The sequence below is a fragment of the Sporosarcina sp. E16_3 genome (genome assembly GCF_017347125.1).
GTDB lineage: Bacteria > Bacillota > Bacilli > Bacillales_A > Planococcaceae > Sporosarcina.
Map to the genome: position 1 here is coordinate 58,397 of NZ_JADPRX010000008.1, position 13,310 is coordinate 71,706.

The window sequence follows — 13,310 nt, forward strand, 5'->3', positions numbered from 1 at the left end:
GGCCCGTCAACGAACAATAATGGTTTATTTCGAAAAATGGTAAGCACATCCTTTTTAATACAGTATATGCGCCCACTTTTCGGACGTTACCCCTGTTATAAAAAACGGTTCACACCAATGATCTAAAGATCACTGATGAAAACCGTTGCAAGGCCAAGATAAATAATAACACTAATAACGTCATTTAATGTTGTGATAAAAGGACCGGATGCAACTGCAGGATCGATTTTCAACTTATGCATAAGCAAAGGAATGAATGATCCTGAAATCGTTGCGACAAAAATCGAGACAAAAATCGCTGCCCCCACTAAAAGTCCAATAATAAATTCATTTTTCCAAACGTAAATAAGCCCAACTACAAATAGTGCACAGATAAATCCTGTCATCAATCCTGTTCCAGCTTCCCGGATAAGCAACTTAAATTTACTTTCGTCCTCTACATCACCTGTCGCAATACCGCGCACCGCGACCGCAAGCGCTTGCGTTCCGCTATTCCCTGCAGTACCCGCAATTAGGGGAATGAACGCGGCTAGAAGTGCCACTTTTGAAATTGTTTCTGTGAACAAATCTATCAAATTAGCAGTAAGCATTCCGAGCACTAATAGAATAAGCAACCAGGGAAGTCTTTTTTTCATAGCTGAGAAAGAGTTTTTATCAAATGTATCCATACTGGAAACCCCGGCAAGTTTGGAGTAGTCATCTGATGCTTCTTCATCGAGTACATCGATAATATCGTCGACTGTAATAATACCAAGTATATGCTGTTGGAAGTCGACGACCGGGACGGCAAGGAAATTATAGTCCTTGATCATTTTTGCAACGTCTTCTTGATCTTCTGAAACGAGAACGCTTACGACTCGTTCACTCATAATTGAACTAATCAACGTATCTTCATGTGCAATGATCAAATCGCGTAGCGATATAACGCCTGTTAGACGATTATTGTCGTCAACGACAAATATATAATAAATTGTTTCTGCTTTCGGTGCTTCATTGCGCAAAATTGTCATGGCAGAACGAACTGTCGAATTCTGTGGAATTGTAACATATTCCGTTGTCATGATTGACCCTGCCGTATACTCCTCATAATGAAGTAAGGCTTTGATCTCAGCAGCGGCTTCTTTATTCATGAGTGTCAAATAGCTGACAACTTGTGATTTGTCAAGTTCATTCAGGACATCTACCGCGTTATCGACAAACATAAACGATATCATGTCTGCTGCATACGTCGTGTCCATCTCCTGAAGGAACTGTTTATATTCATCATCGCTGATTTCACTAGTCTCAAATATTTCCGCAAGTTCTTTTGGCGATAAGTATTGGTAGATAATCCCACGAAGCTCCGGTTCTATTTTCTCGTAAAATATCGCTCGGTCATATGGATGAAGGCGTAGATATTCATCTCGGAAGGATTTTATGTCGTGCTGGATTAAAGTCTCTTTCAGCTTCTCTTCATCGAAAACAACTTCTTCTTTATGCTCATCTATTATGCTCACAGCTACACCTTCCTTTCTATTTCTACCGTGGATTATTAATGTGATTAAGGGTATTCTATACGAATACATATTGTGAAAAAGGGTGATGAAAATATGAAGTTCGATATTGTCGGTGATATTCACGGTTGTTACGATGAATTCATGCATTTGATTGACAAATTAGGATACCTGATGGATACAGGTATTCCCTTACATCCTGATGGCAGAAATCTTGTATTTGTCGGTGATACGATGGATAGAGGGCCCCATTCGATTAAGATGTTAAATCTACTTTTCAACGTCCAAGATGAGCACTTACTCTATTATTCCCCGGGAAATCATTGCAATAAATTATATCGATTTGCTAAGGGTAACCAGGTTCAGCCCACACATGGTCTTGAAACGACAATAGCTGAACTTGATGCATTATCAAGTGATGCGCGTAAACGCTTCTTGGCCAGATACCGTCAGTTTTACGAAGCGCTACCGTTATACCATACCCTTAATGATGGTAATCTCATCATTGCACACGCTGGTATCCGTGAAGAAATGATTGCTGCACCCTATTCTGAAAAGATACGGGTATTCGTTCTCTATGGTGATATCACGGGTAAAAAATTACCCGATGGCAGACCCCTAAGGCGTGATTGGGCTAAACACTATAAAGGGGCTCCCTTCATAGTCTATGGTCATACGCCTGTAAAGGAAGCACGTTTTGTAAATAACACCGCAAATATTGATACAGGATGCGTATTCGGCGGTAAACTTACAGCGCTACGCTACCCTGAAATGGAAATTGTATCAGTACCTTCCCAACAGCCATTTGTACCAGAGAAATTTACTGCGTTTGATTGATTTCCGTGTTGGTTAGGCGCTTCATATCTAGCGGAATAGCGCATCTAAATTCAACTTTCCCACCTGTAAGCGGATGCGTAAACCCAATCATCTCACAGTGTAAAGCCTGCCGACCAATCAGCCCATGGGAACCGCCATATAAATCATCACCATGTAACGGATGGCCTGCCCACCTCATATGGACACGTATTTGATGCGTCCTGCCTGTATAAAGGGTTAGTGCAATTTTTGTTAACGGATGACCTTTTATATCCGTACGGCCCAGTACTTCTACCTCAGTTCGAGCGAATTGGCCGTCTTCACGCACGATTCGCTCGATAATGCTACCGTCTTTTCTGCCAATTGGTTGCACAATACTGATTTGGTCCTTTTCCACATGTCCTTCAACCAGTGCGACATACTGTCGATTGAAACCGGAATTTGTCATCTGTTCACTAAGCAGGTGATGAATATGCCGGTTTTTTGCAATACAAATCAAACCCGATGTATCCTTATCGAGGCGTGTGACGACGTGAACTGTTGCCGGAAGTCGTTCCTTAGCAAATTTTCCGGCAACGGCATTCGCTATCGTGCCGACAGGATGGTCGCGCGACGGTATCGTACTTTGTCCAGCAGGTTTATTAACAATGATTAGCGCCTCATCCTCATAAACGATTGTTAAATCACCAATCTCTGGAAGTAAACCTGGGCTTGGTTCTTCCGGTGGGAAAATAATGAGTACTTCGTCGCCAACTTGTAATGGATATCGTACATTACGTTCAAAGCCATTCACACGGATATCTCCACCATCGTATTTAGTTGCAGTTAGCGTTCTTTTCGATATCCCTTTTGCGTGCAAGTATTCGCGTAGCAGTATGCCACCTTCATCCACTTTAAATACGAGACGAAATCTGCGATCCAACTGATCCCCCTTAGACATCGCTGTCAATGAATGAATCATGCACACGTCTCCAAAACGGAAACGGCCTGAACCTTCCGAAACGTACTTTCTCCTTTGACACTTGGTATTCAATTGACTTCACATCTTTATGAAGAAGTTGCAAATGGTCGACTGTTACCATGAAATCTGGTCCTTTTACAGGTGTTAGTACACATTTATGATGCGCGGGTAGCACTAGCGGCGCACCAACTGTACGGAATACCCTGTTGTTAATAGACGCCATTTCTGTCAATTGCATGGATGGTAAAGAAGGATGGATAATTGCTCCGCCCAGTGCCTTATTGTATGCAGTTGACCCGGAAGGCGTTGACATACACAACCCATCGCCACGGAAACGTTCAAAATGATTACCATTTAGCTCAACATCCATGACGAGTGTCACATCAGGAGATTTCACCGTCGACTCGTTCAGTGCAAGGTATAGGGCACTATCCTTCTCATTTCGGTAGTTAATCTTGACATCAAGAAGCGGGTATTCGAAAACTTCGAATTCTTTCCGAGCAATAGAAATGACAAGCTTCTCAATTTCAGCCGGCTTCCAGTCTGCGTAGAATCCTAGATGGCCTGTATGGATTCCAACAAATGCGGTGTCTTTCAAGCGGTATTTATATTTATGAAAGGCGTGGAGTAATGTACCATCTCCCCCAATTGACAAAACAATATCGGGTTCTTCTTCATCGAAAACAAGCCCGAAATCTGTCAAATATTCTTTCGCTTCATCCATAAGCTTATTCGACAACGCATCGTTTCTTGTCTGGATTGCAAATTTCATCATTTCTCTCCTCCTTTCCCATTCGTCTCACCATAGCGTCTTGTCGCTGTTTCCTTGAATGCACTGAAATATTGTTGCGCATCCTGAATTTCATTACGAATCTGCGACATTTCTTCATCTAGCTGGAAGGCGGCTTCTGCTGCACGTTCTAAACGATGCCTGATTTCATCTGGCATTTCGCCATCATATTTATAATTCAATGAGTGTTCAATTGACGCCCAGAAATTCATTGCTAACGTACGGATTTGAATCTCAGCGAAAATTGTCTTCTCCCCATGAATCGTCTGAACAGGGTATTTGATAATTAAATGGTAAGACCTGTATCCACTTGGTTTATTATGTGCAATATAATCGCGCTCTTCAATCACTTCGAGGTCCTTCCGCTGCCGTAATGTTTCTACGACAGTACTAATATCATCGACAAACTGGCACATCAGACGAAGACCCGCAATATCAGGCAGTTCGGCAGCAAGTTCAGCCGACGGTTCGAACGGAATCCCCTTTTCAAGTGTCTTGTCATAGATACTGGCGAGCGGCTTAACCCTGCCTGTCACAAATTCAACAGGCGTATGTACATCTTCCAATTCATACTGGGCTCGCAAGCCTTTCAATTTCACTTTCAGTTCATCTACCGCTTGTTTATAAGGTTCAAGAAATTGACTCCACTGCCTCATTCGGACCCCTCCCAGCTAGTTATTCCATATGTTGAAGTATCGAGCTGAATGCTTGCTCCACCGCCGAGGAGAATGCTTCCCCATAATTATCATTACCCTCAATATTATAAATAAGCATTGTCAGCTCATCTTTGAATCCAGGAAGCGAAATTAGTTCATCCTTCCACGAAAGAACCGGATCTAAATTCGTTGCTAATACATCGACCATAAGCGGCCATACTGCCTGTGTTAAATGAAGGTGCTCGTACCCTTCATCTACTTCTAAAAGATAGACAAACGACAAGTTGTCTGAATCTGTAATCATCTTTCCAGATGGGATACCACGAGGCTTTTCTGCTTGTTCTGCTACTAAAAAGAGGATTTGTTCATCATTTCGAAATCCACTATCAATTCGATTTTTAATGTTCACAATTTCTTCTTCCCTTCATGCGTCATTACGTTTATTCTATCATATGCTGCGCGGCCTTGCAGTCTAGAAAATGCGTTTACACACAATAATTGGTATACTAAAGTTAAGTTATTATTTCGCAAGCCCGCAGCTTAACGTTAGAAGGGATAGATCATGATGGATACGCGCACAATTCGTACATTAATGGAAATAAATACACTGCAGACTCTCGGAGCTGTTCAAACACAAACTGAACAAAATAGCACATCTCCATCCGTTTTTAACACACTGTTAGAGGAGATGTTAGGTAGTACATCCGTAACAGATTCCTTATCTTCCGATTCATCTACACTACTCGATAATCTAACTAATGTAGAGACCTTGCGCTATGACGGAAAAAACAGTGTATTTGAACCTTCTTCTCTCAGTGGGATCCTTTCCGCGACGCAACAAAATTCAGCTGTTCCCATCAAAAATACATCCATTGGCAAGGACAGCTATCGCGATATTATCAACCAAGCTGCAAACAAATATAACTTGCCCGATAAACTGATTTCAGCCGTTATCAAACAAGAATCGAACTTCAACAATCGCGTTGTTAGCCACGCAGGTGCACAAGGTCTTATGCAGCTGATGCCCGGAACAGCGAAGTTCCTAGGCGTCAAAGATAGTTTCGACCCAGTCCAGAACGTGATGGGCGGAGCCAAATACTTAAGACAAATGCTAAATCAATTTGGCGGTAATATTGAACTTGCACTGGCTGCCTATAATGCCGGTCCCGGAAACGTAAAAAAACATGACGGGGTTCCACCTTTCAAAGAGACACAGCAATACGTAAAAAAAGTGCTCGGCTATTTCAATGCATAAGATTGATAATCTAGACTTCCGCTTCACTAACAATGCGATTTATTTGTGAAAAGAGTGTAGGGTTGATAGAATATTAATACAGTCAGAGCAAAGGAGAATGAGATAATGATGCGAAAACCTTTGATCCCTTATGAGGAGATCGGTGCAACAAAGTTGTCGGAACTCATCGACCTATTTTACGCAAAAGTGGCCGTACATCCGGACCTATACCCGATTTTCCCGGATGACCTGACAGAAACAGTACGCAAACAAAAGCAATTTCAAACACAATATTTAGGCGGTCCCAATTTATATACTGAAGAACATGGTCATCCGATGATGAAAGCTCGTCATATGCCATTCCCGATTACTCCAGTTCAAGCGGAAGCATGGCTAGCATGCATGGCAGAAGCAATGGACGAAGTCGAACTTGAAGGAAATATACGTGATATCTATTATAAGCGCCTCGTCTTGACCGCCAATCATATGGTGAACAGGGCTGGGGAGGAAAAGACGTGAATCGACAAACATTACTGGAGAACCCAGTCATTCCTTCTACATGCATAAGGCCAATCGAACTATATGTTTTCATCGATCCCTTATGCGGAGATTGTTTGTCGCTCCCGCCTTTACTCCGAAAATTACAAGTTGAATATGATCGTTATTTCACACTGCGCATTGCACTGCGCACATCATTACCTAAGATGAATCTTCAATGTCTGCATAATGATGCGGATGAGCTAGCTTGTGAACAAACACATCCAGCGTTTCCGAGTATTGCTGTTAAAACTGCAGAGTTTCAAGGCAAACGCGCTGGGTTTCGATTTTTATCAAAAATGCTTGAATATTCATTTTTGAAGTCTAGGAATGTATCGTCTTTTTCCGTACTCGTCGAAATCGCAAAAAAACTAAATCTTGATGTAGACGAATTCATCCGAGACTTTTCTTCCAAAAACGTCTTGCGCTCTTTACAAGTCGATTTGTACATGGCAAAAGAAATGGAAGTCGACAAAGCACCTACTTTCGTCTTTTTCAATGAAAACATTGAAGATGAAGGATTAAAAGTAAGTGGCATATACGACTACGATGTCTACGTACAAATTTTAGAGGAGTTGGTCGGCGGACCGATTCTGCCGGACATCCCTCCTCTCCTTGACGATTTGTTCCAACGTTTCGATACACTTTCCACAACAGAGATTGCTAGTATCTATAACATCTCCGAAAAGTCCGCAGAACGCGAACTCAAAAAACGCCTTCTTCAACAGCATGTTGAACGGATTCATTTCCAGGACATGACATTGTGGCGTAAAAAGTTGATATGAATTAAAAGAGTTGCTTCATTACCTGCTGATACCAGGCAATGGGGTGGCTTTTTTTGTTGGGTGGATGATTAATTGGCAAGGGCCATGACTTTATTCGGCCACGCCATGACTAGCTGTCTCCTTGTCATGAAGTCGACGACGGGCCATGACTTTATTACGCAGCGCCATGACTAACCGTCTCTTTGCCATGAAGTCACCCGCGGGCCATGACTTTATTCGGCCGCGCCATGACTAACTGTCTCTTCGCCATGAAGTCACCCGCGGGTCATGACTAACCGTCTCTTTGCAATGAAGTCAACTCCGGGCCATGACTAACTGTCTCCTCGCCATGAAGTCAACCGCGGGTCATGACTTTATCCGGCCGGGCCATGACTATCCGTCTCCTTGCCATGAAGTCGACGACAGGCCATGACTTTATTCAGCCGCGCCATGACTAACTGTCTCCTCGCCATGAAATCAACGACAGGCCATGACTTTATTCGGCCACGCCATGACTTACCGTCTCCTTGCCATGAAGTCAACAGCGGGCCATGACTTTATTCGGCCACGCCATAACTAGCTGTCTTCTTGCCATGAAGTCAACAGCGGGCCATGACTTTATTCGGCCGCGACATGACTTTCTTAGACCATGCCCTGTTCACCATAGCAACAATATGCCTCATAAGAAAAAAGTCTCTCTAAAGTAGAAAGACTTTTTTCTAACTATCAATAATGGGTTTTCTTAATACCTTTAATGTAAAATGTCCCGGTAGACTTCCCCTTCTTCACAAGTAACGACGAAGACAATACATACCGTGCTGCATTGGAATCTTTCAAGTCTAAAAACTTACGGCATTCTTCGTTCGTAATGGAATTCTTCACTAGCATAAACCAATCATTGATACCATTTTCGTATGGATTTTTGATGTTTTTTTCGCAACCACTACAGCGCCATGTCCTCAAACTCTTTCGTTGAAGCAGCTGATTACAATAATGACATATAAATCCTGTCCGCAAATTTTGATGGTCAATTTGAAAATAAGAACATAATGGAAAAGGGTTAAATTCCTGTTGTTCTTTATCTATTTCCCTTGAAATCTCATTAATTTGGGCAGACGAAAGAACCTTTTCGAACGGTCTAAAACTTTGTAAATAGTAAGCAATTTGCTTCTTATAGATAATAGGAAAACCTTCGGGCACATCTTTCACTTTTGTGTTTGGATTTGCGAGAACAACTAATCCAAGTGTTTTCAGATCAATACCTCGCTGTAGGAACCATTCATCTAAATTCAATTTATTCGATTCAACTTGATAAACTGGACAATCGATGACTGCTTCATCACCAGTTTCTAGCATTTGTTCGAGATGTGGAGGATTTTGGACAAATCGAATTGTGCCTTTAATATTTTTCACTTCGACGATTAAGACATACCGTTCTGTGATAATCAAAGTGTCTATCTGAAATGTTAACTTAGGGGAAACGCGTAATTGAAGATCAGTAAACACTTGGGTACTTTCTGGAAATCGAGTACTTTCGATGTATGAATCGACGTTACACTCTCCTGAATAGCCTGCACCAATCCGGTAAAGTTGTTCTTTTAAATGCTGAACTTTCCAATGATCAGGGGGTATGCGGGCAATCAAACGTGGTATTCCTTTGAGCAGAGCAGGGGTACTCCTTTTAATGGGAATTAGTATTTTATTCACCCCTCGCAAGTATAACTGACAATTCTAATTAATTATACGAGATGCTCGTTGATATGGCAATAGTACGCCGTAAATCCACTTTTTATCATAATTCATATAATAGATATTTTGTCATAAATATTCAAACTGTCCATGACAATCTACCCGTCGCTGTACCTTATTAACCAAAAGAAAAGAGCATTCGCTCCTGGGGGGGAGGGAATGCTCTTATTCAAAGGGAATGGGAGAAATGTTCACGTTCAAACAAAAGGGGTGTATGTTTGGTATGTGATTTATTTCACATCCTTACCTTATCACAAAATAATAGTAGCATCAAGAATTCACAATGTTTTTCACAAGACTGTCACAATGATGATTTTACCGATACGCCTTCCTTTATATCTATATAGCAATATGCATATACGAAAAAGCCCTATCGCAACCATAAATGTGGCGGATAGGGCTTTTCACAAAATCAATTCACTTTATTTTTTCAAGAGAAGTGATTCAAGCTCGTTCAACTTTTCTTCGAAGACGCGGCATGCTTCTTCGATTGGGGCGGCACTTGTCATGTCGACACCTGCTTTTTTTAGAACCTCGATTGGATAATCGGAAGAACCGGCTTTCAAGAAGTTATTTACATAGCGTTCAACAGCCGGCTCTCCTTCTGTCAAGATTTGATTGCTCAGCGCGACTGCGGCACTATAACCCGTCGCATACTGATAAACATAATAATTATAGTAGAAATGAGGAATTCTTGCCCATTCCACGCCAATTTCCTCGTCGACAACAAGATCTTCGCCGAAGTATTTCTTATTAAGTGCATAATACTCTTCCGTCAGTTTTTCAGCTGTCAATGCAACACCTTGCTGATCAAGCTGATGAATAAGGTGTTCGAACTCAGCGAACATCGTCTGACGGAAAACAGTACCACGGAAGCCGTCAAGCCAGTAGTTTAGCAAGTAAATTCGTTTCTGTTCATCATCAATCGTTTTCAATAAATGATCATTCAAAAGCGCTTCGTTCACTGTCGACGCAACTTCTGCTACGAAAATAGAATAACCGCTATAGACGAAGGGCTGATTTTTACGTGAATAATAACTATGGACACTATGGCCGAATTCGTGCGCGAGTGTGAATAAGTTACTGACGTTATCTTGCCAGTTCATTAAGACATATGGATTTGTTCCATAAGAGCCCGAAGAGTAAGCTCCAGAGCGTTTCCCTTTGTTCTCCCGAACGTCTACCCAGCGATTCTCAAGTCCCTCTTTAACGATTGATACATACTCTTCACCAAGTGGGTGGAAACTGTCTAGCATCGTTTTGGTAGCTTCGTCATATGGAATTTCCATATTTGCATCTTTTACAAGTGGTGCATACAGATCCCACATATGAAGTTCTTCTAGCCCAAACACTTTTTTGCGAAGCGCAACATAGCGCTGCAACAAGTGAACGTTTTTATTGATTGTCGAAACAAGATTTTCATAAACCTGTTCCGGGATATGATTATTCGCCATCGCCGCCTCACGTGCAGATGAATAATTGCGAATGCGGGCATTGACGTTATCACCTTTTACATTACCTGAAAGTGTCGAGGCAAATGTGTTTTGAAATTCGCTGTACTTCGAATACATCGCTTTGAATGCGTCCTCACGAACACGCGAATCATCACTTTCCAAAAATCCTACGTAGCGGCCATGTGATAATTCGACTTCTTCCCCTTTTTCATCTTTCACCATTGGGAAAGTCAAATCGGCATTATTCAGCATACTGAAAGTTTCTGAAGAGCTACCCGTCACTTCTGACAGTTGTGCTAGCAAAGCTTCTTGTTCAGCAGGCAGTACATGTGGTCGCTGCGTGTTGATTTCTTCAAATTCTTGCTTATAAAGAGCCAGTCCTTCATGTTCAGTAACCAGCTTGTCCAATTCTACTTCATCGATAGACAGAAGCTCAGGTAAGAAGAATGATAACGCAGTTGCTACTTTCACATAAAGTGATTTCACACGGCTATCCATCGCCTGATAGAAGCTATTTGTCGTATCCTGGTCAGTCTTTAAGTGCGCATACGTGTAAAGCCTGCGCAGTCTTTCAGAGAGTGCGTCACGGTATGCCAACGCAGTGTAAAGTGCATCCCCGCCACCCGAGAGTGTCCCTTTGTAAGAATCTGCTTTGCCGGAGAATTCCTCAACTTCAGCGAATTCTTTTTCCCAAGCTTCATCAGTTGCGAAGATGTCTTCGAGACGCCAAGTCTCCTCTACCTTTACTTCATCACGCGTCAATACTTTATTCTTAGTTTCGGCCATCATCAATTATCCCCCTTCTCCCATTACTTCGGGAAGCGAACCAACCCCATTTTCTCAATTTTCATAACGCTTTGCAAGTAATCTTTCTGTAATTAGTTGAATTATTTTTTCTTCGTCAATAACTGTTCCATTTTGACAGGAATCCACACTCGCAGAAACAAGGAAATCACGGTATGCTATGCATGCTTTAACCTTTTCTTCCGATGGTTCTTCTAACCGAGAGACATATTTTCTAACCTGACTGCTGGATACAGTTCTAAAACTAATCCCATTTCTTCTCAAATAATAAAGGAATGCTAATTGCCATTCACAGTCATGCTCGCGGAATGACTCACTGAAAAGGACAGGCAATCCAATCCATTTTGGCAGATTCGCTGGTATCACGCGCAGTTCATAACACATTCTTAAAAAAGGATCTTTCACCCCCCTTTTATTCAATAAAACACGGGATTGAACAAATTGATTACGCATGGATAAATATAGGGCTACATAACGATGGATTTCTAGCTCTGATGGGGTTTTAGGCTGAGCAAAAGGGAATACTTGCATCGCTAATGGCAATGTACGATGGATGCCGATATAACGCTTCCCGGCGACATGGATAAGACTGGTGTAATAATGGAATCGTTCTGTTTTGGGGTTATATGTGAGTAATAAATAGCCTTCAGGGGATGTATACGTCAAAAAGCTTTCGTGGAATCTTGAAAAATGGAATGTACCGACACCTACAGGTAATGTACTAAACTTTGCTGGGGTTTGCAAAATCCAGATGGGTTTCATTCCTATACTACGATAACCGGCGGATCTAGACTCGATGTCAGCAACGGGTATCGAACTGCACTGAAATTCGATGGGTATCGACTCAGATTGTGTCGTTACAAGGATATCAGGACGCTGAGATACCAATTTCAAAAATGGTTCAAGGTCGACAAGCTCAGCATGTTTTTGAAAAAAAGCATACAATTGTTGCTTTCCTAGAAGATGGCTCTGTGATTCACCTTCTGAGAATAAAGTCAGACAGGCAGAATCCTTCAAATGTGCAAAATGCGGGATTGTAATATCTCCAACTTTCAACTGGACCCGAAAGTTACATAGGGGGCAAAAGAACAATCTTAACTTCCGCCATTTGCGCAAGCGTTCTCTTTCTAACTCTGGTGTAAGTACAATAAGTTTTCCTTGCTCTGTTTTTGCTGTAAGAATACTATTCTACTCCTTCCTTGTTTAATAATACAAATATTCAGTCAGTAAAGCAAGTAAAAAAACAGCTATCAGTTAAGATAACTGTTTCCATTGTCTTTTATTTAGCCCCGAAGTATTGATGAATTGTCGAGAATACATCTGCATCGATAATAAGTTTGCCATACTCCTCCAGTCGATGAATCGTCATGTTTGACGGTCCGCCGAATTCCGAAAGTACACTGAACAAATCTGTCTTACGAGAATCATCCATTACTTCGTCGTCATATAACAAATGTAAATAATAGTTATTTTCAAACGAATATAAAGATGTATTTACTTCATACTCTTTCGTCTTCCCCGCTAACGGAATAAGATCATCAAATTCGGAAAAGATAAACATATTGTCAAGCCATTCAAATGCTGGATCCCCTATACCTTGCATAGTATCATCATCATCATGATCATACATTTTGCCATGCTGGAACAACTTTCTTGGATCATCACTAGTAAACGGTGATTCCAGTGGCTCGCCATCGTCAGACATTTGTGCACGCGTGACTGTCACTTCAATGCCACCGCTCATCGCATGTACTTGAATCCACAATGGTCCTTCGACTTCGAACTCAGACTCATCACTGACTTCGTCCATCATCTCCCAGAAGAGTTCCTCGCTCTTGTCGCGATTATACCAAACTTCCTCACGGGTAAAGCCACGCTCTTCAATATCAATATATGAAAGAAAAAACTTAACTGTATTTTCATTAATACGCTCTATTTCCATCCCTTTTCTCTCCCTTCCTATGGAACAGGATTTGTCCGGTTCCCTTCAATGTGTGAAAAAATCCTGCAATGCTTATACTTACTATATGACCGTCCTCTACGTTTTGAAAG

Annotated in this window: 13 protein-coding genes; 4 read left to right on the forward strand and 9 right to left on the reverse strand. The window is 41.7% G+C overall.

From position 1 onward, the window contains the following. Positions 1-122 precede the first annotated feature (122 nt). Positions 123-1,490 (reverse strand): magnesium transporter, encoded by a 1,368-nt coding sequence (gene mgtE, locus I2483_RS07350; protein WP_186669646.1) that lies wholly within the window; start codon positions 1,488-1,490, stop codon positions 123-125. Between the two features lie 99 nt (positions 1,491-1,589). Here mgtE and prpE point away from each other — a divergent pair, with 99 nt between their 5' ends. Next, positions 1,590-2,330, forward strand: coding sequence for a bis(5'-nucleosyl)-tetraphosphatase PrpE (prpE, locus tag I2483_RS07355; protein ID WP_207174911.1), 741 nt, complete (start codon positions 1,590-1,592; stop codon positions 2,328-2,330). Here the strand turns inward: prpE and I2483_RS07360 are convergent. From I2483_RS07360 to I2483_RS07375, 4 genes are read right to left on the reverse strand one after another with little or no spacing between them, the layout of a single operon-like run. Then, a complete protein-coding gene (locus I2483_RS07360; protein ID WP_207174913.1) occupies positions 2,314-3,270 on the reverse strand; it encodes an RluA family pseudouridine synthase in 957 nt (318 codons plus the stop codon). The two genes, prpE and I2483_RS07360, sit on opposite strands and share 17 nt — an antisense overlap. Beyond that, positions 3,242-4,042 (reverse strand): NAD kinase, encoded by an 801-nt coding sequence (locus tag I2483_RS07365; RefSeq protein ID WP_207174966.1) that lies wholly within the window; start codon positions 4,040-4,042, stop codon positions 3,242-3,244. Before I2483_RS07365 ends, I2483_RS07360 begins: the two co-directional genes overlap by 29 nt. Next, a complete protein-coding gene (gene yjbM, locus I2483_RS07370; RefSeq protein WP_207174915.1) occupies positions 4,042-4,716 on the reverse strand; it encodes a GTP diphosphokinase in 675 nt (224 codons plus the stop codon). The genes I2483_RS07365 and yjbM overlap by 1 nt, the downstream gene beginning before the upstream one ends. Positions 4,717-4,735: 19 nt before the next feature. Continuing rightward, on the reverse strand, positions 4,736-5,125 hold the full coding sequence (locus I2483_RS07375) for a UPF0738 family protein (RefSeq protein WP_186669308.1): 390 nt from the start codon (positions 5,123-5,125) through the stop codon (positions 4,736-4,738). 153 nt (positions 5,126-5,278) lie between these two features. Between I2483_RS07375 and I2483_RS07380 the strand changes: the two genes are divergently transcribed. The 3 genes from I2483_RS07380 (at position 5,279) to I2483_RS07390 (ending at position 7,272) form a co-directional block, all read left to right on the forward strand. Further along, positions 5,279-5,971 (forward strand): lytic transglycosylase domain-containing protein, encoded by a 693-nt coding sequence (locus I2483_RS07380; RefSeq protein WP_481886323.1) that lies wholly within the window; start codon positions 5,279-5,281, stop codon positions 5,969-5,971. Between the two features lie 105 nt (positions 5,972-6,076). Then, a complete protein-coding gene (locus I2483_RS07385) occupies positions 6,077-6,469 on the forward strand; it encodes a globin domain-containing protein (protein ID WP_067211850.1) in 393 nt (130 codons plus the stop codon). Further along, positions 6,466-7,272, forward strand: coding sequence for a DsbA family protein (locus tag I2483_RS07390; RefSeq protein WP_186669305.1), 807 nt, complete (start codon positions 6,466-6,468; stop codon positions 7,270-7,272). The genes I2483_RS07385 and I2483_RS07390 overlap by 4 nt, the downstream gene beginning before the upstream one ends. Positions 7,273-7,977: 705 nt before the next feature. On the opposite strand, the gene I2483_RS07395 is transcribed toward I2483_RS07390, so the two are convergent. The 4 genes from I2483_RS07395 to mecA form a co-directional block, all read right to left on the reverse strand. After that, a complete protein-coding gene (locus I2483_RS07395) occupies positions 7,978-8,895 on the reverse strand; it encodes a nuclease-related domain-containing protein (protein WP_207174917.1) in 918 nt (305 codons plus the stop codon). A 527-nt stretch (positions 8,896-9,422) separates the two neighbouring features. Further along, the gene (gene pepF / locus I2483_RS07400) at positions 9,423-11,240 is read right to left on the reverse strand and encodes an oligoendopeptidase F (RefSeq protein ID WP_207174970.1); all 1,818 of its coding nucleotides are present in this window, start codon (positions 11,238-11,240) and stop codon (positions 9,423-9,425) included. A gap of 54 nt (positions 11,241-11,294) precedes the next feature. Beyond that, positions 11,295-12,440: a competence protein CoiA family protein gene (locus I2483_RS07405; RefSeq protein ID WP_207174972.1), complete on the reverse strand. Its 1,146-nt coding sequence runs from the start codon at positions 12,438-12,440 to the stop codon at positions 11,295-11,297. Between the two features lie 97 nt (positions 12,441-12,537). Further along, the gene (gene mecA, locus I2483_RS07410) at positions 12,538-13,200 is read right to left on the reverse strand and encodes an adaptor protein MecA (protein WP_207174919.1); all 663 of its coding nucleotides are present in this window, start codon (positions 13,198-13,200) and stop codon (positions 12,538-12,540) included. Positions 13,201-13,310: the final 110 nt, after the last annotated feature.

Coding starts and splice junctions, on each gene's coding strand:
- pepF (WP_207174970.1), bottom strand. CDS start 11,240: ATGGCCGAAACTAAGAATAAAGTATTGACGCGTGATGAAGTAAAGGTA.
- I2483_RS07365 (WP_207174966.1), bottom strand. CDS start 4,042: ATGAAATTTGCAATCCAGACAAGAAACGATGCGTTGTCGAATAAGCTT.
- mecA (WP_207174919.1), bottom strand. CDS start 13,200: ATGGAAATAGAGCGTATTAATGAAAATACAGTTAAGTTTTTTCTTTCA.
- yjbM (WP_207174915.1), bottom strand. CDS start 4,716: ATGAGGCAGTGGAGTCAATTTCTTGAACCTTATAAACAAGCGGTAGAT.
- prpE (WP_207174911.1), top strand. CDS start 1,590: ATGAAGTTCGATATTGTCGGTGATATTCACGGTTGTTACGATGAATTC.
- I2483_RS07380 (WP_481886323.1), top strand. CDS start 5,279: ATGATGGATACGCGCACAATTCGTACATTAATGGAAATAAATACACTG.
- I2483_RS07360 (WP_207174913.1), bottom strand. CDS start 3,270: ATGATTCATTCATTGACAGCGATGTCTAAGGGGGATCAGTTGGATCGC.
- I2483_RS07385 (WP_067211850.1), top strand. CDS start 6,077: ATGATGCGAAAACCTTTGATCCCTTATGAGGAGATCGGTGCAACAAAG.